This window comes from Gluconacetobacter liquefaciens, assembly GCF_003350405.1.
Taxonomy (GTDB): Bacteria; Pseudomonadota; Alphaproteobacteria; order Acetobacterales; family Acetobacteraceae; genus Gluconacetobacter; species Gluconacetobacter liquefaciens.
This window is the reverse complement of the sequence record NZ_QQAW01000011.1, coordinates 51,389-74,925: the sequence shown is the minus strand read 5'-3', so window position 1 is coordinate 74,925 and position 23,537 is coordinate 51,389. Positions and strand designations below refer to the sequence as shown.

Sequence of the window (23,537 nt, the reverse complement as noted above, 5' to 3'; positions counted from 1 at the left end):
TCACACCCCTTCCAGAAAAGCCGCATTCGCCGCGATCAGCGCATCCCAATCCGCTCCAGCAGGCATCAATTGCCGCCAGGCCAGGCCATGGCATTCCATGATCCGCGACCGCACCCAGCGCCATGTCGCGCGCTGAATGCCGCCCCAGGTCAGCAGCGACACCACGGACTCCTCTTCCACGCCGTCATAGGCCCACGCCAGCAGGCAATGTCCGCCCCACGATCCCGGCATCTGGTCGCCGGGCGTCGTCGTGTCCCACACCCCGCCTTCCGCCTGGTCGGCCAGCGCCAGCCGCACGCCCAGATAGGCCGCCCCCATGCCGGCCATGACCAGCCGCAGCGCGTTCAGATCATCCGGCGCCACCGAGCCCCAGACCGGATAGAAGGTCTGGTCCGCCAGCGCATACCCACCGCGCGCGGCACAGGCCAGCACATCCACCTCCACCCCGCCCCGATCGGTCGCCGCGTCGCCCGGCCGGTAACCGGTCGAGCGTTCGTAAAACAGGATGGCATCGGCCTCGCGTACCGCCACCTGAAACCCGGCCAGCGCCGCCGTGGCGCGGATATGATTGCCCAGCCCGGCCGCGGTGCAATCCCCCAGCCGGTCGTTGCCCAGCATCAGCGGCGCCGGGTCGATCCCGACGCGCACCAGCCGCTCCGGCGCCCGCCGCGCCATCATCCGCAATCCGGCCAGCGATGGCTGGCCGGCGCGCGTTTCAGCCGGCAGACAGCCCAGCCGCCGGCCGAAGGCGCGCGGCATCGTCATACACCCCGATACAGCGCCGCACGCACCGCCGGCGCATCGCCCGTCGCCGCGACCGATACCGTCGCCGGCGTCAGCCCCACCGCCGCCTCGATCAGCGGAACGATCTGCTCGGCAGTGCTGATATACCCCGCCACCGCCGGGTCCAGCGCCGACGCCACGGTGCCGGCAATGGTCAGAATGGTCTGGAATTCCCCAGCAAGAGACGTGGCCCACCCTTTGCCGGTCTCGACAGCGATCACCCCACCCGAGGCCGCGTCGATCTGCGCGGTAACGGCCTTGATCCCGCCCAGCGCCTCATTGATCAGCGCCACCTGATCAGCGGAAAGATGCGCCGACAGGCCAGGAATCGCCTCGATCGCCTGCGCCGCGAAATCGATCGCCCCGGCATCCGCCGCCAGTTCGGCGGTATTGATGCCGGCGGTGCCCCCGCTCACGGTGCAGGCCCCCAGCACCGTCGCCGCCCCCAGTCCCAGCAGCAGCACGATCGCAGGCCCACTCCCGCCATCCTTCCCCGGCGCGGAGCCCGGTTTCGTGCGGTTCGCGACATTGCGAAAATTCTGCGCCAGCAGATTCAACGCCAGATAAACCCGCCCATAGACCGACGCCGCACCGGCCGGCACCGGCAACCACGGCATCAGCGCCGCGCACACCCCGCACAGCGCGGCCACATAAACCACATCCTGAACCGGCACGACCGAAATCAGGGTCTGAAAGATCGCCATCGAATCCATGGACCGCTCCACTCCACATTACGAAAAATCAAAATTTCTTCAAAAAAGAGACGAAAACCCGCTCCGGCGCGCGAGAGCGGTCCGCCAGGGCCGCGCCCGTCGTGTGTTCCCGAGCACCGAAGCGGAGCGGCCTTGTCGGCAGTGAGCATCGGAGCACAGGGAACGCGCGTCGGATCGCCGCCAGCGCGCCTGTCCGGTCACGCTCCGATTGCGGTGGCGAAGGCGGCAATGTGCACACTATCCACCCTGCCGGCCCCAAGCGCGCTGTTATAAATCCGCTTCCAATAGGCACAGAGCGCACCGGCATCTTTCGCATCCGGCACTGGCGCCGGATCGAAAAAATACTTCACCCGCGCCATCGCGCAGCCATACCGCAGATTCCCGATCAATTGCGCCACACGCGGAATATCCGCGCAACTCATGCCCTCCACACGAGTGCGCAGATCGGCATGCCCAGCCCCCGCCAGCATCTCCCACAACGCATCATGGGTCGCCGGCTCCATCTGCCACAGCCCCAGCGCCGGGCCGCCCCTGCCCTGCACCAGCCGCGCGGCACGCGATTCAACCAGCGCCGTGCCCGTCAGCAACGTCACCGCCGCCGCGCCGCCCAACCCCAGCCGATCGAGTACCGGCGCCACCACCCGCCATTTCAGGTCCGAGGGATCGAGGCCGCCCATCATCCCCCCTCCCCCCGCGCCACACGGCCCAGCCAGTCGACGAAGGGCTGATACCCCATCAACGCCGACACCACGCCCCCCAGCGCAAAGCCCGCATTGCGAATCAACCTGACACCACCGGCAATCTGCGCATTCATCGTAATCAGCGTCCGCTGCGATTCCGCCAGCGGCGCCGTGGTGTCGGCAATCACCGCCCGCATCTCCCGTCGCAGATCGACGATCGCCCGCCGCATCTCGTCTCCATCGCGATCCGCCCGCTGGTCCTGATGCGCCCCCCCGCGCCCGCCCCTCGGCCGAAATCTCGACCAGTTTCATCATCATGTCCCGCTGTCCGGCCTCCAGCCGCCCGATCCGCGCATCATGCTGGCGCAGCGTATCGGACAAGGCCGCCGGATCAGGAACCCCATGCCCGTCATTCATGCCCCGATCCCGTCTTTTCCCAAACCCGGACTCCAGACCACCCTCAGAGCCCGGCATAGATAATCCTATTCAGCATGATGGCAGGCGGCATGTTCTGACTGTCGCCGCTCCCCGCAGAGACGATCGTCAACCCCGTGGTCGCGCTCGCCGCCACCAGCCCCGTCGCCGCAACAGCCGTCTGCGCCGTCGCCTTTTCCTCGACATCCCCGCCGCCGGCGAACACCGCATCCATCTCGCCGCCCGATCCCTGCGGCACCACGAAACCGCTGCCATGGTTCGACCCATGGGCATGCCCCGGATCGGTCAGCGCGTGCGTATGGCCCGGATCGGTGACATCATGCGCATGCGCCGCCGCCAACTGGCTGCCCCCAACGGCCCCCAGCACCACGCCATTGACACTGGACCCCGCCATCGTCACCAGATTGGCGGCCACCCCACCCATATTATCGAGGCCGAACGTCGTCCGTCCGCGCAGATCCGGCAGCCCGAAACTCGTGGCCCCGTCTCCCGCGCCATACAGCGTGCCCAGCACCCCAAACAGCGCGGCATAAACCGTCCGGCTCACACTCTGCCCGCAGCACAGCAGCCACCCGGCCGGCGCCGCCGCACCGGCATAATCGACGATCGCCCCCACCGGCACCGCCCCACCACCCGCGCCCCCGGCCACGCCGACCGGGTCCATGGTCCAGATCTGCTCGCCGGTCCCATCGCACAGCACGACGGCATAAGCCGCCCCGCCACTCAGGAAGATATTGCCGAACTGCCCGCACGCATCCGCAACCACCGGATTGGCATTCGCCACCGTCAACCCCGCGTCGGCATAGGTCGCCTGCGCCGTGGTCGTGCCGCTCTGATAGAAGAACAGTTGCGCCCCGGCCCGCGGCACGCCCGTCGCATCCACGCTGAAACTGTTGGGCCAGACAAATCGGGCACCAGAATACGCCATGCACCACTCCCACGCCCGCTCCGGGCGCGTCTCGTTGGGGCGGTGCCTTTGCCCTGATGGGGGAAGTCTAGCCGGCGCATCGGGGGCCAGCAATTCCGTATTTCCAAAAAATATCGGCATGATCAGTGACGATGCAGGGCGCTGCCCTGCACCCGCAAGGGGATAGTCATCCCCTTGACCCCTAGACGTTGTAGCTGCCGCCGTTGGTTGCGCCGTAGATGTTGCCCAGTACGCCGGGGGAGGTGTTCGTGCCTGCCAGCAGCGACAGCGCGTTGCCGATGCCCGACATCAGGGCCGAACTCGATGCCGTGGTGCCGCGCGCCAGCGCATTGCCCTGCCCGCTCAGCGCACTCAGCAACGTGCTGGCCGAAGCATTGCCCTGGCTGCCCAGCGCGGAGGCCGCCGAACTGCCCATGCCTGCCAGCCCCGACAGCGCATTCATGTAATCGCCGAACTGCTGCCCGGCATAATTCTGCGCATAATTCTGCAACGCATTCATCTGCCCGCCCGAAAGCGTCAGCCCCCGCGCCGCCGCCGACTGGTCGAGCGACTGCTCCCCCTGCTGCAAGGGAAACTGATAATACGGCGTGTCGGTAAACGCCTGATAGGCCGCCGCCGCCCCCGATCCCTGCCCCGAAGACCCACCCGGCAAGCCCAGCAGACTTGCCAGACTATACAGCGCATTGGTCCCCGTCCCCACATAGGGCGACAGGTTCTGGTCCGTCTGGTCATAGACATTCTGCTGAAACTGCTGCGCCTGACTGTAAGCCTGCGCCTGCTGCCGCGCCGCCTTCGATGCCGCGTCCGCCCCCGCGATCCCACCCGCCAGAGACCCCAGCGCCGACAGCCCGCCCCCAATCGCCGTTACCATGCCCCGATCCACTTCCCATACTGGCGTTCCATTTCCACCCAACCGAGCCGGCGAAAGATCGGCCCCACATCCAGCGGCCGTCCATTGGGTGCACGATGCAGCTTGGTGCCGGTCATCATCCGTCGCACCCCGCGCGCCGCCAGCGTCCGCTCGGCCTCGCGAAACAGCCGGATACCCGCCGTCCAGCGCCGATGCGCCGGCCGCACGTAATAAAGGTCGAAAAACGCATGGCTGACACTGCGATGATGCAGATGCGGCCAGACCAATGCCACCAGATACCCAGCCAGAACCCGGCCCTCGCGCATCGTCAGCACATGCAGCGCCCCGGCCGCCTCCAGCCGCGCATAAGCCTCCAGATCCGGATCGAGCGGCGCACGCTCGCGGTCACTGGCCACTTCATGGAAATGCGCCTGCCACAGCCCACGCATCTCCTCGACCACGTCACTCCACGGCTCGACGGCATACACTGTCACGACACGGTCACCAGCAGCCCGCCCGCCGAAATCGTCAGCGCCCCGCTCGCCGAAGCCTGCGCCACGATCGCATCGCCAGGTTGCAGAACCCGCCCGATTTCATTGGGACTGTTCCAGGTCTGCCCCGGCAGGACGGTCTGGCCGAAAGTCGTCGCCGTCGCCGGCCCTGCCACAGACCCGGACGGCACCAGATAAAGCGTCACCGAAGCCGGCACGGCGCCCACATTGCACACGCCCAGACTATCAATCCGCGCGATCACCCCCGCCGGCGCGGTATAAAGCGCGGCAGTCGCCCCAGGCACAGCCTGGGCTGGAATCAGGGCAACGGGCTGAACGGACATATGGCATCGACCTTCGCGCAACGCCCCCGCAAAGGGGGCCGGATGGTGAGCGATGCCTGCGCCCGATACCCGCTTCTACCGCACGAACAGTTTTCCATACAAGACGAAGAAACCGACGAGGATAAGAAATCACTCCCTACCCGGCCACGATCTCCACCGCCACCGCCCGTGCGCCCAACTGGCCAAACCGCCACGCCACATGCGCAGCCCCCCACGCCGGCACGAAAGCCAGCGCATAAGGCGAAATGCTGCTCACCAGATCGCACCCGCCCGCCCGGCCCGACACCCAGTCCACCGTGCCCGCGCCATAGCAGCACAACGCCCGCAACCGTCCCGGCGGCAAAGGACCAGCCTCCGCCCACGCCGCCGGATCGCCCAGCACGACCGTCAGCGTCGCACACACCGCCAGCGCCGCCACCAGCGCCGCCGTCTGCTCCACATCCTCGATCAGGAACGTCGGATAGCGCCGCCGCATGTCAGGCCGCCGCAACGCCAGCGTCACCTCGTCCAGCGTCCCGCACAGCACGACACGCCCCGCCGGCAGCGCGCACGCCTCCAGCGTCTCATGCCACGCCGGCGGCACGACACGCGCCCATACCACCATATCCACCCCCGGCCCCGCGAGGTCCGCCAGCGCGCCGGGCAGCACCGAAGCCCGCACATAGGGGGCCGTCCCCCGCTCCGGACCGGACCAGCTTTCCATCAGAAACATCGTTCAGGCCGCGATCATCACAGGTGCATCATCCGCCGCCCCGCACGCATCGGCGGCATCGACCGTCAGCAGCAGCCGCACCCGCTCGGCCTCGGGCAACCCCGAAACCGACGGCGAACGGTGCAGCACATGCCCCTCCTCCGTCCAGTTGGCGAACCGCTGTCCCTTCAGCAGCACCACCGCACCGGTCTGCGCCTGCCCGATATGCGCCCCGCCATCCGCCGTCCACTGCACGCCCGGCCCCACATAAGCGCACAACAGCCGCAACCCGACCTGATCGACATGGAACCTGCGGCAACTGTCGGTCACGATCCGCTCCAGACGCAGCCGCACCGCCTGCTGCCCGGCCACCGCGCCATAAAGCCGCGCCAGATCCAGCACATCGTCCAGCAGCGCCACGGTCCGTCCGGTAAAAGCGCCCGCAATCCCGGCCCGGATCTCCGGCACCCTCCCCCGCGCCTGAATCAGCCGTGCCCCCTCGGCCAGATACGCATCAGCCGCCTCCCGCACCCGCGCAACCGGCACCCGAGGACGTTCCACAATAAAGCGTCCCTCCTCCCGGATCGCGGCACAACCCGCCAGATCACTCAGTCGATCGCGCGTGGGACAGCAGGACATCGAACAAACACCACTCTACGGCATGAATTGATATATTATAACATACGGTGTAGAGGCCACAAACACAACCTTCCTCCTCGGAGCATCGCGATCATGGACACCCGGCTTCCCGTCACCGTGCTGTCCGGCTTTCTCGGCGCCGGCAAGACCACGCTGCTCAACCACATCCTGAACAACCGCGAAGGCCGCAAGGTCGCGGTCATCGTCAACGACATGAGCGAGGTGAATATCGACGCCGACCTCGTGCGCAACGGCGGCGGCGACCTGTCACGCACCGACGAAAAGCTGGTGGAGATGAGCAATGGCTGCATCTGCTGCACCCTGCGCGACGACCTGCTGCACGAAGTCGGCCGCCTGGCCCGCGAGGGCCGTTTCGATTACCTGCTGATCGAATCAACCGGCATCGCCGAACCCCTGCCCGTCGCCGCCACCTTCGAATTCCGCGACGAAGAGGGCACCAGCCTCAGCGACCTCGCGCGGCTGGATACGATGGTCACGGTGGTCGATGCCGCCAATCTGCTCAACGACTACGCATCGACCGATTTCCTGCGTGACCGGGGCGAAGTCGCGGGCGACGGCGACGACCGCGCGCTGGTCGACCTGCTGGTGGAGCAGATCGAATTCGCCGACGTCATCATCCTGAACAAGACCGACAGCGCCACCCCCGCCCAGCACGACGCCGCCCGCCAGATCGTCCGCGCCCTGAACCCCGACGCAGACCTGATCGAGACCAACCACAGCCGGGTCGATCTCGCCCGCGTGCTCGATACCGGCCGCTTCGACTACGACCGCGCCCACACCCACCCCCTCTGGTTCAAGGAACTGCACGGCCACGCCGAACATGTCCCCGAAACCGAGGAATACGGCATCGGCAGCTTCGTCTACCGCGCCCGCCGCCCCTTCATCCCGGCCGCCTTCGCCCGCTTCATCGAACAGAGCTGGCCCGGCCTGGTCCGCGCCAAGGGCTATTTCTGGCTGGCCACCCGCCCCGACTGGGTCGGCGAACTCAGCATCGCCGGCGCCCTGGCCCGCCACCAGGCCGCCGGCCACTGGTGGGCCGCCATCCCGCACCAGCACTGGCCGCAGGACGAAGACTGGCGCCGCACCCTCACCGCGAACTGGGACGACATTTACGGCGACCGCCGGCAGGAACTGGTCTTCATCGGCACAACGATGGACGAACCCGCCCTCCGCGCCGCCCTCGATGCCTGCCTCGTCCCCGAAGAAGGTCTCCACCCCCACCGCCACGCCGCCCTGCCCGACCCTTTCCCCCGCTGGGCCACACAGGCTGCGGAACCCGCCTGAACCAGAGGGGCAACCGCTCCGCGCCGGAGGTCGACACAGCTGCGCGACCTCCGCCCTGCCGGCCTGAAGATGATTGGAGTACACCCTACACGCACAGTATGCTCGGCCCGATCCAGTGCTCAGATCCAGCTCGGGAAACGATCATGCAGACAGGCCATCCGCCGGACGCTTCACGATCCCTCGCTGACGAGCCGGAGGACGAGCCCCCATACGGCGACCTGCACGCCTTCTCCGATCCCGACCTGGACGACATCGCCGTCGCAGCCGCCGCACTCTGCCGCGCCCCGATCGCCCTGATCAGCCTTCTCGACCAGAACCTGTTATGGTTCTCGGCCAGGGTCGGCCTCGACCTGCCCTTCGGGCCGCTGGCCCATTCCGGCTGCGCCAAGATTGTCGCCCTCAAGGCCCCCGTCGTCATCCCGGACATGCAGGCCGATCCGCAGACGCGGGAGAACGCGCTCGTCTGTGACAGCCCCGGCCTGCGGTTCTACGCCGGCTTTCCCCTGTTCAACCAGCACGGAACGATCATCGGCAGCCTGTGCGTCGTCGATCTGGCGATCCGCGACGCAGGCCTGTCCGCGCTGGAGCACAAAGGGCTCGCCGCACTTGCACGGCAATCCATGCGCCTGATGGAGGTGCGGCGCGAGGCCATCGCACAGGACCGTCGTCTCGCGGCCCAGCACCTTAGCAACCAGCAGACTGCCGAGCCGGCTCGCGACGCGGACCTGGACCGTCGGCGCGTGCTGGAAAAACACGCCCTGCACCAGGCAACCGGCGCGACCAGCGGGATCGGGATTTACGAATTGGACTTCGCCACCGGCAGGATCACTGTGTCGCCCGAAGTCTGCCGCATCGCGGGCCTCCCTCCCTCCCCCACGATCTCGGCAGAACAGTGGGTCTCCCTGATGCATCCGGACGACAGGGAGAGGGCGCCGAGCCTGGCGGGGCTGATCGATGGCTCCGCCCCATTGCGGCTGCAATATCGCATCCTGCGCACGAATGACGGAAAGGAATGCTGGGTGCTGCGACAGGGGATCCTGGATCGCGACGACAGCGGCCACCCGGTCCGCCTGGTCGGCACCATCCAGGATATCTCGCCCGAGCGGAATACCACCGCCCGCCTGACGACCCTCCTGGCGATCGGCGATGCCCTACGCACGGCCGAGAGCCGGCAACAGGCGCTGGAAGATAGCTGCATGCTCATGGGCAACCGGCTCGGCATCGAGCGGGTCGGCTTTGCCAGGATCACGACGCGCGAGGAACTGTTCATCGTCGAACAGAGCTGGTGCGCACCCGATATCCCGCCATTTTCCGGATCGTTTCCCTTCCAGGACTTCCAGCATACGTCGGATTTTCTCCGGGGCGGCTCGGTCTTCGTCCTTGACGACATCACCCGTACCTCCTGGATGCGCGCCGAGCAGGCCGGCTACGGCTCCGTGCAGGTCGTCGGCCAGGTCGTCGTCCCCAAGATGACAGGAGAGGATCTGACGGGCTGCCTCTTCGTCCATAGTGCCCGCCCACGGGAATGGACGCTGGACGAGACATCCTTCATTCGCGCCGCCGCCGACCGAATTTTCGCGGCCCTGGATGAATGGGACGCCACGGCCCGTCAGGAGATCATCAACCATGAAATCCTGCATCGCCTGAAAAATACCCTCGGCATCGTCCAGAGCCTCGCCCATCAGAGCTTTCGCCGGGATACGGACCAGGCCGCCCTTGCGACCTTCAGCGCCCGCCTGGTCGCCCTCAGCGCCGCCCATGATCTCCTGATGAAGAAGAACTGGCGCTTCACGGACCTGGCCAGCCTGGTCACCGGCGTCCTGACGCCGCTGGGGCTGGAAACGAGGGTGGCCCCGAACGGCCCATTCGTCAGTCTCGGCCCGAATGCCGCCACCTCGTTCTCCATGCTGCTGCATGAACTGGCAACCAACGCCCTCAAGCACGGGGCGCTCAGCGTCCCCGAGGGCAGCGTCTCCCTGCAATGGCACCTCCAGAGCCAAGGCAGCGACACCGTCATATCACTGGTCTGGCAGGAAGCAGGCGGCCCCCCCGTCACGACACCAACACGAACCGGCTTCGGGGTCCGCCTGCTCAAGGCGGGCCTCGGATATCATGGCGGGACGAAACTCCAATACGACCCAGCGGGTTTACGTGCTGAACTGACGATACCAGCCCAGGCCATGGCCACCGACTGACGCTGACTGGAGAGCCGCATTCCCATGTCGAAGGTCCCCGAAACACGGCCAACGATCCTGATCGTCGAAGATACGGTGCTGATCCGCATGATGGCCGAGGATTATTTCGAGGATGCCGGTTTCCGGACATTGAGCACGCACTCCGCCGCCGAAGCCATCACGTTTCTCGAAAACGATCCCACGATCCGGTATCTGTTCGTCGATATTCAGCTTCCCACCGGCTGGGACGGGCAGAGACTGGCCGCCGTCGCCCGCAAGAGATGGCCGCCCGTCAAGATCATCCTCACCTCGGGCGACCTGCTGGCCGATCAGGTCAGGCTGCCCATCCGGGGCCTGTTCATCCCCAAACCGTATAATCTCGATCAGGTCAGGCAGACATTCGAAACAATGCCCTGACCCGCCGTCATACGGACACTGACGCCTCGCGAACCGGCCTTCTGACCAGTTCCCCGCCACAATTCGGGCATCGCTGATCCAGCACCTCCGCCGCGCAGGCAACGCAAAAGATGCATTCGAACGAACAGATCACCGCCTCACGTGACGAAGGCGGCAATCTCCTGCCACAACAGCCGCAGTCCAAACGCATCTCAAGCATGGGGCACGTCCTGAAGGGTAAAGCCTTCATCCACCCACCCCGCTACGCCGCCAATCATGATCTTCACCGGCCGTCCCAGCCGGGCCAGACGCAACGCGCCACGCGCAGCGCCATTACAGTGCGGCCCGGCGCAATAGGTCACGAAGACCGTCTCCCCGGACCACACTGCCATACGCGCGGCAGTGATCTTTCCATGCGGTATATTGAGCGCCCCGGCGATATGCCCCCGCGCGAAGAGATCGGGCCCACGCACATCGAGCAACACAAAATCGGCTTGCCCGGCCATCGCCGCGTGCACATCCCAACAATCGGTTTCAAACCCGAACAACGCGGAGAAATACGCCACGGCCTCGGCGGACGGCGCGGGCGGAATGGTGGTGACGGATGACGCCATCGAACGACTCCCAGCTTCTTCTCCCGCCAGTGTCCGTCCCGCGCCCCGCGCTTGCAATTGGCATAAACGTCAATCATCATGCAGATCATGCCAAACACAACCGGCCCGCTGGTCGCCGCCCTGCTCTATGACGGCCTGTGTACGTTCGAATTCGGCATCGTCTCCGAAATTTTCGGCCTGCCTCGTCCCGAAATGGGGCCGGGCTGGTACCGTTTCGCCAGTTGCGCCATCGAATCCGGCCCCCTCCGCGCCCATGGCGGCTTCACCATCCTCCCCGATCACGGCCCGGACCTTCTGGATCAGGCGGACCTGATCGTCATCCCCGGCTGGAAAGACACCGAAGCCCCGGTTCCGCCCGCTCTGGTCGACCAATTGCGCCGCACCCACGCACGCGGCGCCCGACTGGCCTCCATCTGTTCCGGTGCCTTCGTGCTGGCCGCCACCGGCCTGCTCGACGGCGCCCCGGTCACGACCCACTGGCGCCATGCGGCGGCCCTGCAACGCCGCTTCCCCGCCATCCACGTCGACAGCGCATCCCTGTATCGCGAGACCGGCCGCCTTTTCACCTCCGCCGGCAGCGCCGCCGGCATCGACCTGCTGATCGCGATCGTCCGTCAGGATTTCGGCCCGGCGGCCGCCAATTCGGTGGCCCGCCGCATCGTCATGCCCGCCCATCGTGCCGGCGGTCAGGCGCAGTTTCTCGAACGTCCTGTCAGCCCGCGCCCCGACACCGACATCGCCCCCCTGATCGACCGGGTGCGACAGACGCTCCACCAACCCTGGCCCATCGCCCGCCTGGCCGAGGAAGCCGGCATGAGCCGCCGCAGCTTCGAACGCCGCATCGTAGCCGCCACCGGCATGCCGGCCGGAGAATGGCTGGCCGCCGAACGCATCGCGGCCGCCCAGACCATCCTGCGTGAAACGACCTGCCCGATGGAAGACGTCGCGGAAGCCGTCGGTTTTGGCAGCGTCTTCGCGCTGCGCCACCATTTTCGCAACCGCGTCAAACTCAGCCCCAGAGAATACCGCCGCAACTTCGCAGGCCAGGACACATCCCCCGGAACGCCACGGGGGGCGGCACCGCCGCCTAATCAGCCTCCCCGATAAAGCCCGTCGCTTCCAGCTTCCTGTTATCGATCCGAAAGAACCCCATCGGATACCGCCGGGAGAAGGTCTTCCCCATCTTGATTCCCTTCAGGACATCGAACAACAGCGGCACGTTGAACCCCACCCTCAACCCCGCCGCCTTATGCACCTCGGCAAAAGTGGGCGAGTCCGGGTCGGCGATATTATAGACCTCGATCCCCTTCTCCCCGGCCTTCAGCCCGCGCTCCATCAGATGCACCATCGCCCTGGCCGCATAGGTCGACGAGATGAAGTGCGAGTTCCGATAAAGAGAAAATATCTTCCGCACCCGGCTCCAGTTCAGGGATTCGACGAGGAAGGCATGGCTCCGGGCCACGGCGATGCGGTACAGGTCGATATGCATGTCCTTCTGGTAGGAGGCCAGGATATCCTCCCCCAGAATCTTGCTCCGCGCATATTCCTGCATGAAATATTCAAAGAAATACTGCTTGCCGATCGGCTTGCCCAGATCGATGCGCGGCGTCTCCTCCGTCACCAGCCGCGTGGTCGGCGACCCGTAGACAACCATGGAACTGGCCTGCCCGAAATAAGACACCCCCTGCCGCACACAGGCTTTCGCCAGCCGGTCGAGATTCGTGACATTGACGACCTCCATTGTCGCCACATCCGACAGGCTCGCCGCCAGATGGATCACCGCACGGGCCCCGCGTACCAGATCGTCGAACGCCTCGTCGGGCAGGTCCGGCCGGGCAAAATCGCACTGCACCCACTCCACGCGCACATCATCGGGAATCGTGCTGCGGAACTGCCCCCGGATGCGGTATCCGCGCCGGGCAAGCTGGCCGATCACGGCATGCCCCAGATTACCGGTCGCCCCCGTCACCACCACCAGCGGGCGCGTCTCGTCGTCCATATGCAGGGCAGAGAGCGTCCCCAGCCTGGTTTTCATGACCTCCTCCCGCACCCTGTCGGCCAGCCGGATCGCCAGCGCCATAATCATCAGGGTCGGGTTGGCATGGCCGCTGGTCGGAAACACCGATGCCCCCACCACATGCAACCCTTTCACCCCATGCACCTGCAACGCGGGATCGACCACGCTGGTCGCCGGATCGGTGCCCATGCGGGTGGTGCCGGCCGTATGCGCCATGTCATAGACGACAAGCGACGAGAGATCCTCCGTGTCGAACCCGGGCGCGAAGCGCAGGCCCCCGATCCCACTCCGTTCGAAATCCTCCCGAAGAAGACGCGCGAAACCCAACATGCTCCGGCGAAGATCGTCCGATATCTCCCAACTGACCGCCGGCAGTCTCAGGCCCAGCCGATCGGTCTTTTCCGCCAGCGTCACCCGGTTGCCTTCCTCCGGTGGCTGTTCGGAAATGATGTTCAGCGTCACCCCGTCCAGCCGTCGTCCCCTGCCCCCTCCCGCATAATCCCGCGCCACCATGTTCGCATTCAGGAATACGGCGGCATCGGCCACCGCGCGGCGGATTTTCTCGGGTATCCTGCGGTAGTTCAATAATTTCCGCCCAACCGACGACACGACGAGCCCGCTGTTGCGCAGCACCGTCAGGCCATCCCTCAACGGCGCACGGCTTTCCCGCTTCGCCAGGCGCCCCAATGCCATCAGCGGATCGTCGCTGGCGATGCTCACCCCGGCAAAGGCGGCCATATTCGGCATCCGAAAGTCCGACTGGGCCTCCGGCGACAGCGCCACCCCGCAGGAATACATATAGACCCGGTAATCCTTCTGGAGCGGATAGAACCCCAGAAGCGCCGCGGCTTTCTCCCGATAATCCGGCGAAAAATCCCCCAGCCTGACACTGGGATGATCCGTCAGATAGCGCCCCACCGGCCCATGCTCCGCCCCCGGCGACAGCAGCAGAAGCCGCGCATTCTCAATCGTTCCGGCAGCAAGTATCACCTGATTGCACCAGATCGTGCCCCGATTGCCGCCCGTCAGCGACGAAAGGACATCAACCCCGGTCACACTCCCCCCATCCACCCGGACCCGCGCAGCCGTCGCCTTCAGAAAAACCGTCACGTCCCGATGATCTTCCGCCAGAAAATCGGGGCCGAAACGCATGACATCGGTCAGGGCATGGCGCGAACGGGCGAACTGCCAGAAGAACGCCCTGAAACGGCCAAGCGTCGCCAGTTCGGGCGGCTCGCGGCGCCCCATGGCCTTCCACAGCGCCGATCCCTGCAGCAGTGGCCCGAGGTCCAGATAACGCGCGGCCCGCTCTAGAAAAGGCCGCAGGTCGGCATCTCCGACCGGCCAGCCGGAATTGGCGATCCACCCCCGTTTCGCGTAGTCGACCGGGTCGAACGCCGCCACTTTTCCGGCCCACGCGGCCGTCGATCCCCCGAGAACCCGGCAGCGGATACCGAATCTCTGCCGATCGGCGCTCCAGACTTTCATCTGGACATCGTTCTGCTTCCGTCTGGCCTCCTGAACCGCGTCATTCAGGAGCGATCCATTGACCTCGACCTCGTTGAGCGCCTCGATCTCCGGCGTTTCCTCCCGATCCCCGCTTTCCAGTACGGCAATCTTCAGATTATGCCCGGCCAGTTCGCGCACCAGCGTCAGACCGGCCGCACCACCACCGATAATGACAACGTCGAAAGGCTTGGAAAGGGCGCCAGAATCCGTCGCAGCTTCAAAATCCACATAGACCGTCATACGAACGCACTCCGGATTATTCTTGTTTTTTAACTGTTCCCATTACAAAAATCGTACGCGGCTCCGATCAAAGAGATCAAAATCAGGACCAGCGGATTTCCAGAAATAGCCAGGAACCATTCCTGCCCGATCTCAAGGAAGATCGTCAAACAACAGTAAAATCGAACACTATCATGAAGCACGATGCGCAGAATCTGCCATACAGGCAGGCATGGCAGCCGCCGGCCACTGCAAGGCAAGCCGACATGGCAACATTCTGTCTCAATACGCCACGCAATGGCCCGGGTTTCAAGCCGCCGCCATTTTTGACGTCACTCTTTCCGACGTCATCACAATTATTTCAAAACCGCCGGGAGCGCCCGATCGGGCTCTGCTTCACACGGCGGCCGCAGCAACACCCGGTTCAGGCTCTCCAGCACGGTAAAGCCCTCACGCCACACCTTGAGGAAGCGGTTTCGTTCCATGCCCCCATCGGCCATCAGCCCGGCCAGAGCGCCCACGCTGCGCGTACCGTCCACCAGCGGCAGAATGGTCCGTATCTGCGGCGGCACCGGTACCGGCACGGTCAGCGTACCGAAGGCGAAGGGCAACATACCATCCGGCCGGATCTGCCGCGCCAGCTCGGCACCGGGCATTTCCCGCATCACCGGCACCGCGTCGGCATCGCAGCAATCGGGCGCCGCCACCCGCGCCCCCTTGCGCACCACATAGGCGACATGGGTCGCCATGTTCCCCGTCAGCGCCTCGGCCACACTGGCCCGCTCCCGCCAGCCCAGTTCCGCCACCCGCGCGCGCAGGCGCGGATTGGGCAGGAACAGCGCGGCGTCATAGCGCGCCGGCTCCATCAGGCACGAAGGCTCCAGCCCCGCCCCGTCAAGCAGGTCCAGAAAGCCCCCGATCGTATAGGCCCGGTCACGCGGATTCAGCAGCAGGTCATACAGCCCCGCGTCCCCGCCGGTCAGATGATCGCCAAAATTACCGTTCTGGCGCAGCCAGGCCGTCGCCGGCAGGGCCGCCATCACCCGCTTGGCGGTCCCCAGCCGCTCCGCCGGCTTCTGGCCGTGCGGCGCCAGAATCTCGAGCGCCTCCTGCACCATATAGACACCGGTCCGCCCATAGGGGGCATAGACCATCAGCCCCATCCCCCCACCGGGCGCCAGCAGGCCCTCCAGCTCGCCCAGCACGGCCGCCGGGTCGGGCAGATGATGCAGCACCCCACAGCAATCGATATAGTCGAACAGCCCCAGATCCAGCCCGTCCAGCGCATTCAACGACCCCTGGATGAAGCGGATATTCCCCAACCCCCGCGCCTCGGCCCGCGCCCGGGCAATCCCCAGCGCATGGGTGGAGCGATCGACGCACACCACCTCGCCCGCCCGGCTCGCGCGCGCCAGATGCGTAGCGAGCATGATCGCGCCATCCCCGGTGCCGCACCCGGCCACCAGCGCCCGCAACGGCACCGCCTGCGGCCGCCGGGCACCGAACACCCAGTAATCGATCTCCCGCAGATGGCTGGGGCTGCCGATCAGCAGCCGCTTCGCCTCGTCACGCGGATCGCGCTGGGGATAGGGATAAGCCTCGTACTGGGCCGCCAGATCGGCATCGCGCGCATCGGCGCCGGAGAGGGTGGTCATAACGCTTCCCGCAATCAGATCGTAAGGGCAGTACCGACCCGCGCAGCCATCAGGCGCGCGAGAACAGCACGTCGTCCGTCAATCGCGATTTCGGCAGTTTCGCGTTGAAATCGGTCTCGGCATGATAGCCCAGCGACACGATCACCGCCGGCGCCAGCCCCTTCTCCGTCAGGCCGAAGGCCACATCCAGCGCCTCGGCATCGAACCCCTCCATCGGCGTCGCATCCACGCCCAGCGTGCCGGCGGCCAACAGCAGGAAGCCCAGCGCAATATAGGCCTGCTTCTGCGTCCAGACCGGCAGATCGCCCGCCTCTTCATGCAGCGTCACATAGCCGCCGCGCGTCTTGCGCTGGCCCTCACGCGCCTCCTCGCCGGCAAAGCGGCCATCCGCCTGCTCCTGGTCCAGCACCGCCTGTAAATAGTCAGCTGGCAGGCTCGTGCGCGCACACAGCACCACCACATGCGAGGCATTGAGGATCTTCGGTGCGTTATAAGCAAACGCCCCCGCCGCCCCTTTGGCCACGCGCGCCTTGCCCGCCTCGTCGTCAGCCAGGATGAAATGCCAGGGCTGCGCATTGACCGAAGACGGGCTGAAGCGCAACGCCGCCTTCAGTTGCGCCACGATGTCGTCAGGCAGACGGCGGCCCGTATCGTAAGCCTTGGCCGTGTACCGGTGCTGGAGACTCTCGCTCAGATCCATGATGTCGCCCTCCCGCGCGCGCTCTTCGAGCGGGGAAGGTGGGCCGGCACGGGCAACGGGGTCAAGACCCGGCCACGCGGCCCGGCCCAGCGCATCAGGCCGGCCCGGTCGCCTCCGGCACGATCTGGAACAGCTCTTCCACCGTCGCCTCCAGGCAATCCGCCAGCAGCAGGGCCAGCGCCACCGAGGGCGTAAAAATACCATTTTCGACGGTATTGATGGTCTTGCGCGACACCCCCACCCGCTCGGCAAGCTCCGCCTGCGTCAACCCGCGCGCCGTCCGGTATGCTTTCAGTTCCGTCCGCACCTTCATTGCAGTGCGGCGGCCCGGCGATCCATTACCTGATACGCACAGGCCGGCACCGCCAGTGCCATCGCCAGCCCGACCGGACACGCCACCAGTGCCAGAGAAGGCACATACAGCAGGATGCCGCCCAGCGCGCACAGCACGAAAATGGCGGTGCCATACCCGATACGCAGCGTCCGCGCCCGCAGGAACACCACCCATTCGTCGTCGGGGTTAAACACCATGCTGTCCGAAGGCACCATCACGCGGCTGATCTCGACCAGCACGAACAGTCCGAAAAACAGCAGCGGCACAATCAGCCCTCCAGCATGGGGCTGCGAATCATGCTGGTATTTGTAAAGCGAAACGACAAGAACGGCCAGAGACACGAGCAGAAAGACCATCCGCGCGGAAAAGGAAATCGGCTGCGCCGTCCGGTTCCGCAACTGCTCCCGCCTGTCACGCATATCCGCCCGCCACCGCCCCTTGCCGAAGGTCACGTAATACAGACCGATCCCCGTGCTCCACAGCACGAACAGAATCAGCGTTTCCACAAAATACCCGTGCGCGGCTTCAAAAGCCCGAAATCCGAACAGATACCCAAAAGGATGATACCGGGTCACCAGAAAATCCGCCGCCACGAACAGCGTCCACGTCATACGGCGCCATTTCGACAGAATACCCCCGATTCGTCCGCTCTCCATCACACCCCTCCCTTCGGCACGATGTCACCTATAGGTTACATACCCACCCGCCTGTCAAGCCCCGGAAAGACCAGGCCGCCACCGGCCGCGCTCCGGCGCCCGCCTACGGCACCGCCTCGATCTGCAACCAGGTCGTCGTATCCGCCGTCAGCGTAAAAGCCGCCACCGAGGCATAGGCAATACTGATCGCATCGCCCGGCGACACGGGAATGACACCCGAGACCCCGTTCGCCCCGTCATCACTGTAACCGGCCGGAACCGAGATCCGGAACGACCCCACCACCCCGGCGCCGTTCCGATGTACCAGAAACTGGTTGGCCCCAATGCCCGACTGCGAGATCGACAGAGAAACCCGCACCCTGCTCACCCCGGCCGGAATCGTAAACTGCCCCGGCGCCGCCGCCGACCAGAAAGACGATGTATCGAAAACCTTGCTGTTCCAGACATTCATCTGCACCAGATTGCCACCGGTCGCCGCCATCGCCGCATCCGCCGAAAGGGTCACCATCGCCCCCACCCAGGGCGCACCCGTCGTCCCGCAGGCAAAGCGTCCGCTCGCGGGCACATAATTCAGATGATTGCCGCCAGCATCAGGACAGGCCGGGATTTCCCCATGTCCCACCGGCCCCACCACCTGCGCCCGCGCCGGGCCAGCACCATACGCAGCCAGCGCCAGCGCACCGGCGAGGCCAAGCAGAATCGTCTTCATTCCGAATACCATTGCATTGCACTGCTCTGCCAGAACGTGGCGCCCCCACCGGGCACGATCGCAACCGCCTCCCCCGCCGCCAGCGCGTCGATCGCGCTCCCCACTGGCGGATAGACCAGCAATACGGCACCTCCCCGGTTCAGCACCTTGCGCCAGGTGCCCACCAGCCCCGCCACCAGCACCGCCCCGGTGCCCGACGTCACGCTGGTAAACAGATTGACGTCCGACGACACGGCCGTCGCCGTCCCCTGCCCGCTCCCCGCCGCCACCAGGCCGCCGGAGAACGAAACCGCCGACGGCGCCCACTCCCGCCACGCCCCATCCCACACCTGGATCTGCCCGGTATCGGTCGCGTAATAGACCCCAAGACACCCCGCCGGCAGGCTCGGCGCCACCGGCCGCGCGGCAACGGTGCCATAGCCCAGATAATCCGTAATCAGCGTGCTGTTACCCATCAGACCGGCACCCCGATTGTCTGCCCCGCCGGATCGGACAGCATGCCCACCGGCGCGATATCCCCATTCACCAGCGGCAGCACGGCGCCTGCCGCACCGCCTGCCTGCCCCAGCGCCCCCCAGCCCGCCACCGTCCCGGCACCGGACTGCTTGGCCCATACGGCCCCAGCCGGCCCGCCATCCCGTTGCAGGAACAGGTCGCCCACCCACCCCGCAACCCGGCCCTCCGGCCCGCCGAACCCGTCCAGCACCCGCGCGCCAGAATGCAGCACCACCACATCCCCGGGCCGCACAGGGCTGGCCGGCAACACCCGCAAACCGGGCACAACGGGGCGCGGCACCGCCGCCAGCATCGCCAGCAGCCGCGCGCCCTGCCCCGCCGGCAGCGGTGCCGGCGGCGGAAACGACGCCGGCAGAACGATCCCGGCCGCCCCGCTGGCGGCAATCTCCGCCACCGGCGTCCCCAGCGCATCGGCAATCACCGACAGATTGCGGATCGACCCGCTGGCTCCCGCCTGGAGGCGTGCGAGAAACTGATAGGCCGAGAGCGTCAACCGCCCGGTCGCCATATCCACGAACGGCCAGTCGCCCACCGGCAGGGTCTGGCGCGGTGCCGCCGGCATCACCCCATCCCCGTTTCGGTATCCAGATAAAACCCGATCAGATTGCGCCGCACCGGGTCCGTCACCTGAAGCCGCAGCACCCGCTGCCGCGCCTGCCCCAGCTTCAGCCAGCGCAACCGCGTGCGATACGTGCCCTGCTGCCCCATCGACCGCCACAGCCGCAACGTGCTCCAGGTCCGCGCCCCATCGTCGGACCAGTCGAGCATGATCCGTGGCTCCACCCCCACCGAAGCGTCGGCAGCCGGAACGCCCTGCGCATACACGCTCCCCGGCGGGTCCGACCCGGCCGGCACAATCCGCCCCGTCACCGCAAAGCCGCCGCCCGACCCGCCATTATCGGCAAACGCCGCCACCGGCGCCCCCGCCTGCACGGTCAGGAAGACCGGCGGCGCCACCCCCAGCACCTCCGACCCGTCAGACGACAGATACCGCGCCCCACCCGCCGCATCCAGGAACAGCCCCCGGTTCGCCGCCACCGACAGATCCACGAACGCCTCCGGTGCCGCCACGAACAGATCCGCAACCCGCGCCGTCGCAAAATCCAGCCGGCCGAAGCGCGTCTGATACTGCGTGCCCGCCGGCACGGGATAAGACCCCACGGCCGTCTGCCGCATATTGCCGCAGATCGTCACCTCGCCCCCGCTCACATAGGCCACGGCATTGCCATCGCTCCACGGCCCGATCGTGTACCCCGCCCAGTCGGTGGCCGCATAGGCTTCCCCCGAAACCGGCGCCCCGATCTGCACCGCCCGCCCGGCAGAATAGCGAAAGACCCTGACCGTATCCCACATGCTCGCATTGCCCCGGTTGACGGCACTGTCCGACAGCCCCACCAGCAGGAAAGACACCAGCCAGTCGCCAGTCTCCCCGATCGGCGTCAACCCCGGCTGGCCGCCATACACATCCGTCCCCCCGGCCTGCCCGTCGGCAATGAAGGCATATTCATCGGCAAACGGAATCTGCACGGCCCCGTCGGCATCGATCCAGTTTGCATTGTCGATGCTGTACATCGGCAGCGTACCCGTCAACGCCACGAGCCCATTCCCGGCGAACTGCGCCGCCAGCGCATCGTAATTCACCACGCCCATCGCAATCCGCACCATCGCCCCATGCGGACAGGCCGGCCCGATCACCCCCTGCACTTCCGGGTTGGCATTGCCGCCCGCCACCGCGTTGGCCGCCATATCTCCCCGGCTGAAATACAGATAATGATTGGTCCCCCCCTGCCCGTCCGGCAGAAAGAACCCGACATTGCCGTTATAGCCGGACTGGATCAGCAGATGCGTTCCCAGTTGTGCCGGATAGGCATATTTGATCACCGGCACCCGGCACGCCGCCCACGCCACCGTACTGCCCAGCCTGGGATAAAGCCCGTTGAGCCCCCCCCACCCGCGCCGCACCCCCGATGATCTGCGCGATACTGGGAAACACCAGCACCACCCGCGGTACCGCCGGATAATCGATCTGGTACGACAGGATCGGATCATTGATCGTCTGCGATCCCGCCAGGAAACATTGATTGGCGCCATAGATCGGCCCCGGCCCGCCGATGGCATTATAGACGAAGCCCAGAAAACCCGGCGCCGCCTCCCCGTTGGCCTGATACAGCGCAATCCCTTCCCACACTGCGCCGTCATCCACCCCCACCACCAGATACTGCCCCAGCAGCAGCACCGAGACCGCATTCAGCCGGAAGTTCAGCATGTCCAGCCCCGGCGCCATGGTCAGAATGTCGGCCTGTACGGCAGATTTCGCCAGCACCCACACCACCGAACCCGAAGGCGACACCGCATTGACGGCCCCGCTCCCCAGCGAAATCATGTTGCCCGACCGATCCGGCATGCAGGACGTATTCGACCACCCGTTATAAACGGCGGTCGACCCGGCCGTATGCCCGCCAAACTGCGGCGCCGCCAGCAGCCCCGCCCCCTCGCCGCCATTCCACGGCGCGACCCGCCACCCCTGCCCGGCCGGATTGCCGATCGGCGCCGCCGAAGACCACGCGACCGAGACCGGCACCAGCGCCACCCCATCGGCATAAAGCTGCACCTGCCGCTCCCCCGGCGACAGCGACAGGATCAGGTTCACCCACCCCGCCCCCCAGCCGGCAAAAGCGTAGGTGGCCGTCACGATCGCCTGCCCCTGCCCGTCGGTCGCCCGCACCACGATCTGCGCACCGGCCAACGTCCCGTCATTGGCCACGCCGATGAAAAAACCCGGCTGTCCTCCCGATGCATCGCCATTGCCCAGCACCAACCCGCGCGGCGCGCCATCCTCCGGCAGATCCACCCACAGGCTCACCAGCAGACTGGCCAGGCCCGGCGCCATCCCCTCCGGCGCGCCCGCGCGCACCAGCGCCGCAGGCGTCGTCATCTCCACCCCACGCGGCTGATAGGCCACGCTCCGCACGGCAGGCGTCCCCGGCAGGCCCACCCCCGTCTCCACATCCAGTTCGAACCGCCGCATGAACACGCGCTCGCGCAGCCCCTGCACCGGCGGCGCCGCCAGCAACCCGCGCATGGTCGCCCCCAGTTCGGTATAGACCAGCGGATTCAACACCCCGACCACACCGCTCAGGCAATCGCCGACCAGCACCCGGCCACGGACCATCAACGCGCAATTGGCCCGCCACCGGCCGATCGAACTGTCGGCGCCATCGCCGGTCCAGGATTCCCGCTCATGCCACAGCCCGGTCGCCACATCATACACCCAGGTCGCGGCCGCCGAGGGAAACAGCAGGGTGACGAATTTATGTCCTTCCAGCGTATAGCTGAAACACCGCGCATCCGCCCGCGTCGGATAAGCCTGCCATGCCCCCTCGACCGCATGGGTCGAAATCCGCTGCGGCTGATATCCCGCCAGCCGATAGAACATCCCGTCATCGCCGAGGAAAAAGACGGTATTATCCTCCAGGCAATGCGCATGCGGCCCCGCGATCCCCCGCTGGATAAACGCCCCGTCGAACCGCTGGAACGGAAAGGACGGCGCCGCATTCCCCGCGTCGTACCACACCTCGGTCCGCGCCGCGCCGAACAGATAAAGCTGTTCGTGCGAATTCACGATCGCCAGCAACGGGTCGGCCGTCGCCTCTTTCGAGGCGAACATCGTGCCATCGAACGGCGTCACACCTTCCTGCGGCGACAGAAAGAATTGCTGCGTCCCGGCCCGGTTGAAGACGAAATAGGTATCGAAATAAACGACCGAATCCGCCGGATAGAAATTCTCGTCCGCAATCCGCTGCACGCCACCGGCCACGGAGTACGACCAGCCCGTTTCCCCATCCACCCATACCAGGTCGGTGCCGTTGGTATCCATCGACACCGGCCCCGTCACCCAGGTCGCGCCCAGTTCCACGGCCGCCCCGTCCGCCTCCACCCGATACAGCGCCTGGCCCGAGACCACATACAGCGCCCCGCCCATCACGCACATGCCCCACACCGGCCCGTCCCCGCACTGCGCAAACGCGACCATGCCGGGGCACCCCCACACCGGCACCGGCGTCTTGGCATCCTTCGGCGCATATTCGGCATAGAAATTGACGCAGCGCTGCGCATCCAGCGCCACCGAGTGCGCCTGGTACGATTGCGCGGCAAACGCCACCTGCTGAACCGCCATCG

26 protein-coding genes are annotated in these 23,537 nt (G+C 66.3%); 4 read left to right on the top strand and 22 right to left on the bottom strand.

The genetic code is table 11. From position 1 onward, the window contains the following. From C7453_RS15880 to C7453_RS15835, 10 genes are all read right to left on the bottom strand, one after another. Entirely contained in the window at positions 1 to 765 is a 765-nt protein-coding gene (locus tag C7453_RS15880) for a hypothetical protein (protein WP_114728747.1), read from the bottom strand. Further along, positions 762 to 1,496 carry a hypothetical protein gene (locus C7453_RS15875; protein WP_114728746.1) on the bottom strand — a complete coding sequence of 245 codons (735 nt, stop codon included), beginning with the start codon at positions 1,494 to 1,496 and terminating at the stop codon, positions 762 to 764. The genes C7453_RS15880 and C7453_RS15875 overlap by 4 nt, the downstream gene beginning before the upstream one ends. Positions 1,497 to 1,693: 197 nt before the next feature. Then, complete coding sequence (locus tag C7453_RS15870; RefSeq protein ID WP_307723119.1) at positions 1,694 to 2,176, bottom strand: hypothetical protein; 483 nt, start codon at positions 2,174 to 2,176, stop codon at positions 1,694 to 1,696. Beyond that, positions 2,173 to 2,406 (bottom strand): hypothetical protein, encoded by a 234-nt coding sequence (locus C7453_RS19530; RefSeq protein WP_245949094.1) that lies wholly within the window; start codon positions 2,404 to 2,406, stop codon positions 2,173 to 2,175. The genes C7453_RS15870 and C7453_RS19530 overlap by 4 nt, the downstream gene beginning before the upstream one ends. Before the next feature lie 230 nt (positions 2,407 to 2,636). Next, on the bottom strand, positions 2,637 to 3,539 hold the full coding sequence (locus C7453_RS15860) for a phage tail protein (RefSeq protein WP_114728744.1): 903 nt from the start codon (positions 3,537 to 3,539) through the stop codon (positions 2,637 to 2,639). A 181-nt stretch (positions 3,540 to 3,720) separates the two neighbouring features. Beyond that, complete coding sequence (locus C7453_RS15855) at positions 3,721 to 4,410, bottom strand: hypothetical protein (protein ID WP_114728743.1); 690 nt, start codon at positions 4,408 to 4,410, stop codon at positions 3,721 to 3,723. Further along, positions 4,404 to 4,883: a GNAT family N-acetyltransferase gene (locus C7453_RS15850; RefSeq protein WP_114728742.1), complete on the bottom strand. Its 480-nt coding sequence runs from the start codon at positions 4,881 to 4,883 to the stop codon at positions 4,404 to 4,406. Before C7453_RS15850 ends, C7453_RS15855 begins: the two co-directional genes overlap by 7 nt. Further along, complete coding sequence (locus C7453_RS15845; RefSeq protein WP_114728741.1) at positions 4,880 to 5,224, bottom strand: hypothetical protein; 345 nt, start codon at positions 5,222 to 5,224, stop codon at positions 4,880 to 4,882. The genes C7453_RS15850 and C7453_RS15845 overlap by 4 nt, the downstream gene beginning before the upstream one ends. Before the next feature lie 136 nt (positions 5,225 to 5,360). Next, positions 5,361 to 5,927, bottom strand: coding sequence for a hypothetical protein (locus C7453_RS15840; protein ID WP_141289172.1), 567 nt, complete (start codon positions 5,925 to 5,927; stop codon positions 5,361 to 5,363). 12 nt (positions 5,928 to 5,939) lie between these two features. After that, complete coding sequence (locus tag C7453_RS15835) at positions 5,940 to 6,476, bottom strand: DUF1826 domain-containing protein (RefSeq protein WP_170143253.1); 537 nt, start codon at positions 6,474 to 6,476, stop codon at positions 5,940 to 5,942. Between the two features lie 171 nt (positions 6,477 to 6,647). Here C7453_RS15835 and zigA point away from each other — a divergent pair, with 171 nt between their 5' ends. From zigA to C7453_RS15820, 3 genes are all read left to right on the top strand, one after another. Beyond that, on the top strand, positions 6,648 to 7,859 hold the full coding sequence (gene zigA / locus C7453_RS15830) for a zinc metallochaperone GTPase ZigA (RefSeq protein WP_114728738.1): 1,212 nt from the start codon (positions 6,648 to 6,650) through the stop codon (positions 7,857 to 7,859). Between the two features lie 143 nt (positions 7,860 to 8,002). Beyond that, complete coding sequence (locus C7453_RS15825) at positions 8,003 to 10,054, top strand: HWE histidine kinase domain-containing protein (protein WP_170143252.1); 2,052 nt, start codon at positions 8,003 to 8,005, stop codon at positions 10,052 to 10,054. 24 nt (positions 10,055 to 10,078) lie between these two features. After that, positions 10,079 to 10,450 (top strand): response regulator, encoded by a 372-nt coding sequence (locus C7453_RS15820; RefSeq protein WP_114728736.1) that lies wholly within the window; start codon positions 10,079 to 10,081, stop codon positions 10,448 to 10,450. Positions 10,451 to 10,457: 7 nt separating this feature from the next. On the opposite strand, the gene C7453_RS15815 is transcribed toward C7453_RS15820, so the two are convergent. Together C7453_RS15815 and C7453_RS15810 are read right to left on the bottom strand one after the other, a co-directional pair. Further along, positions 10,458 to 10,640 carry a DUF1272 domain-containing protein gene (locus C7453_RS15815; RefSeq protein ID WP_245949098.1) on the bottom strand — a complete coding sequence of 61 codons (183 nt, stop codon included), beginning with the start codon at positions 10,638 to 10,640 and terminating at the stop codon, positions 10,458 to 10,460. A gap of 1 nt (position 10,641) precedes the next feature. After that, complete coding sequence (locus C7453_RS15810; protein ID WP_114728734.1) at positions 10,642 to 11,043, bottom strand: rhodanese-like domain-containing protein; 402 nt, start codon at positions 11,041 to 11,043, stop codon at positions 10,642 to 10,644. 87 nt (positions 11,044 to 11,130) lie between these two features. On the opposite strand from C7453_RS15810, the gene ftrA reads away from it, so the two are divergent. Then, positions 11,131 to 12,150 carry a transcriptional regulator FtrA gene (gene ftrA, locus C7453_RS15805; protein WP_114728793.1) on the top strand — a complete coding sequence of 340 codons (1,020 nt, stop codon included), beginning with the start codon at positions 11,131 to 11,133 and terminating at the stop codon, positions 12,148 to 12,150. On the opposite strand, the gene C7453_RS15800 is transcribed toward ftrA, so the two are convergent. From C7453_RS15800 to C7453_RS19715, 10 genes are all read right to left on the bottom strand, one after another. Beyond that, complete coding sequence (locus C7453_RS15800; protein ID WP_114728733.1) at positions 12,131 to 14,809, bottom strand: GMC oxidoreductase; 2,679 nt, start codon at positions 14,807 to 14,809, stop codon at positions 12,131 to 12,133. The genes ftrA and C7453_RS15800 overlap by 20 nt on opposite strands. A gap of 335 nt (positions 14,810 to 15,144) precedes the next feature. Further along, positions 15,145 to 16,443, bottom strand: coding sequence for a class I SAM-dependent methyltransferase (locus C7453_RS15795; protein WP_114728732.1), 1,299 nt, complete (start codon positions 16,441 to 16,443; stop codon positions 15,145 to 15,147). 49 nt (positions 16,444 to 16,492) lie between these two features. After that, positions 16,493 to 17,143, bottom strand: coding sequence for an oxygen-insensitive NAD(P)H nitroreductase (nfsB, locus tag C7453_RS15790; RefSeq protein ID WP_114728731.1), 651 nt, complete (start codon positions 17,141 to 17,143; stop codon positions 16,493 to 16,495). Positions 17,144 to 17,237: 94 nt separating this feature from the next. Further along, positions 17,238 to 17,456 carry a helix-turn-helix transcriptional regulator gene (locus tag C7453_RS15785; protein WP_114728730.1) on the bottom strand — a complete coding sequence of 73 codons (219 nt, stop codon included), beginning with the start codon at positions 17,454 to 17,456 and terminating at the stop codon, positions 17,238 to 17,240. After that, complete coding sequence (locus tag C7453_RS15780) at positions 17,453 to 18,133, bottom strand: hypothetical protein (protein WP_114728729.1); 681 nt, start codon at positions 18,131 to 18,133, stop codon at positions 17,453 to 17,455. The genes C7453_RS15785 and C7453_RS15780 overlap by 4 nt, the downstream gene beginning before the upstream one ends. Positions 18,134 to 18,236: 103 nt before the next feature. After that, complete coding sequence (locus tag C7453_RS19525) at positions 18,237 to 18,842, bottom strand: hypothetical protein (protein WP_245949093.1); 606 nt, start codon at positions 18,840 to 18,842, stop codon at positions 18,237 to 18,239. Further along, positions 18,839 to 19,297, bottom strand: a complete 459-nt coding sequence (locus tag C7453_RS15770) for a hypothetical protein (protein WP_114728728.1) — start codon at positions 19,295 to 19,297, stop codon at positions 18,839 to 18,841. The genes C7453_RS19525 and C7453_RS15770 overlap by 4 nt, the downstream gene beginning before the upstream one ends. Beyond that, positions 19,297 to 19,920, bottom strand: a complete 624-nt coding sequence (locus C7453_RS15765; RefSeq protein WP_114728727.1) for a hypothetical protein — start codon at positions 19,918 to 19,920, stop codon at positions 19,297 to 19,299. The genes C7453_RS15770 and C7453_RS15765 overlap by 1 nt, the downstream gene beginning before the upstream one ends. Then, the gene (locus C7453_RS19520; protein WP_245949092.1) at positions 19,920 to 21,245 is read right to left on the bottom strand and encodes a hypothetical protein; all 1,326 of its coding nucleotides are present in this window, start codon (positions 21,243 to 21,245) and stop codon (positions 19,920 to 19,922) included. Before C7453_RS19520 ends, C7453_RS15765 begins: the two co-directional genes overlap by 1 nt. After that, positions 21,178 to 23,535: a hypothetical protein gene (locus C7453_RS19715; protein ID WP_281271511.1), complete on the bottom strand. Its 2,358-nt coding sequence runs from the start codon at positions 23,533 to 23,535 to the stop codon at positions 21,178 to 21,180. The genes C7453_RS19520 and C7453_RS19715 overlap by 68 nt, the downstream gene beginning before the upstream one ends. Positions 23,536 to 23,537 lie beyond the last annotated feature (2 nt).

Bases quoted from the DNA above. Each gene is read 5' to 3' on its own strand.
- C7453_RS15880 (WP_114728747.1), bottom strand. From the start codon at position 765: ATGACGATGCCGCGCGCCTTCGGCCGGCGGCTGGGCTGTCTGCCGGCT.
- C7453_RS15875 (WP_114728746.1), bottom strand. From the start codon at position 1,496: ATGGATTCGATGGCGATCTTTCAGACCCTGATTTCGGTCGTGCCGGTT.
- C7453_RS15870 (WP_307723119.1), bottom strand. From the start codon at position 2,176: ATGATGGGCGGCCTCGATCCCTCGGACCTGAAATGGCGGGTGGTGGCG.
- C7453_RS19530 (WP_245949094.1), bottom strand. From the start codon at position 2,406: ATGCGGCGGGCGATCGTCGATCTGCGACGGGAGATGCGGGCGGTGATT.
- C7453_RS15860 (WP_114728744.1), bottom strand. From the start codon at position 3,539: ATGGCGTATTCTGGTGCCCGATTTGTCTGGCCCAACAGTTTCAGCGTG.
- C7453_RS15855 (WP_114728743.1), bottom strand. From the start codon at position 4,410: ATGGTAACGGCGATTGGGGGCGGGCTGTCGGCGCTGGGGTCTCTGGCG.
- C7453_RS15845 (WP_114728741.1), bottom strand. From the start codon at position 5,224: ATGTCCGTTCAGCCCGTTGCCCTGATTCCAGCCCAGGCTGTGCCTGGG.
- C7453_RS15840 (WP_141289172.1), bottom strand. From the start codon at position 5,927: ATGGAAAGCTGGTCCGGTCCGGAGCGGGGGACGGCCCCCTATGTGCGG.
- zigA (WP_114728738.1), top strand. From the start codon at position 6,648: ATGGACACCCGGCTTCCCGTCACCGTGCTGTCCGGCTTTCTCGGCGCC.
- C7453_RS15825 (WP_170143252.1), top strand. From the start codon at position 8,003: ATGCAGACAGGCCATCCGCCGGACGCTTCACGATCCCTCGCTGACGAG.
- C7453_RS15820 (WP_114728736.1), top strand. From the start codon at position 10,079: ATGTCGAAGGTCCCCGAAACACGGCCAACGATCCTGATCGTCGAAGAT.
- C7453_RS15815 (WP_245949098.1), bottom strand. From the start codon at position 10,640: ATGCGTTTGGACTGCGGCTGTTGTGGCAGGAGATTGCCGCCTTCGTCA.
- C7453_RS15810 (WP_114728734.1), bottom strand. From the start codon at position 11,043: ATGGCGTCATCCGTCACCACCATTCCGCCCGCGCCGTCCGCCGAGGCC.
- ftrA (WP_114728793.1), top strand. From the start codon at position 11,131: ATGCCAAACACAACCGGCCCGCTGGTCGCCGCCCTGCTCTATGACGGC.
- C7453_RS15800 (WP_114728733.1), bottom strand. From the start codon at position 14,809: ATGACGGTCTATGTGGATTTTGAAGCTGCGACGGATTCTGGCGCCCTT.
- C7453_RS15795 (WP_114728732.1), bottom strand. From the start codon at position 16,443: ATGACCACCCTCTCCGGCGCCGATGCGCGCGATGCCGATCTGGCGGCC.
- nfsB (WP_114728731.1), bottom strand. From the start codon at position 17,143: ATGGATCTGAGCGAGAGTCTCCAGCACCGGTACACGGCCAAGGCTTAC.
- C7453_RS15785 (WP_114728730.1), bottom strand. From the start codon at position 17,456: ATGAAGGTGCGGACGGAACTGAAAGCATACCGGACGGCGCGCGGGTTG.
- C7453_RS15780 (WP_114728729.1), bottom strand. From the start codon at position 18,133: ATGGAGAGCGGACGAATCGGGGGTATTCTGTCGAAATGGCGCCGTATG.
- C7453_RS19525 (WP_245949093.1), bottom strand. From the start codon at position 18,842: ATGAAGACGATTCTGCTTGGCCTCGCCGGTGCGCTGGCGCTGGCTGCG.
- C7453_RS15770 (WP_114728728.1), bottom strand. From the start codon at position 19,297: ATGGGTAACAGCACGCTGATTACGGATTATCTGGGCTATGGCACCGTT.
- C7453_RS15765 (WP_114728727.1), bottom strand. From the start codon at position 19,920: ATGCCGGCGGCACCGCGCCAGACCCTGCCGGTGGGCGACTGGCCGTTC.
- C7453_RS19715 (WP_281271511.1), bottom strand. From the start codon at position 23,535: ATGGCGGTTCAGCAGGTGGCGTTTGCCGCGCAATCGTACCAGGCGCAC.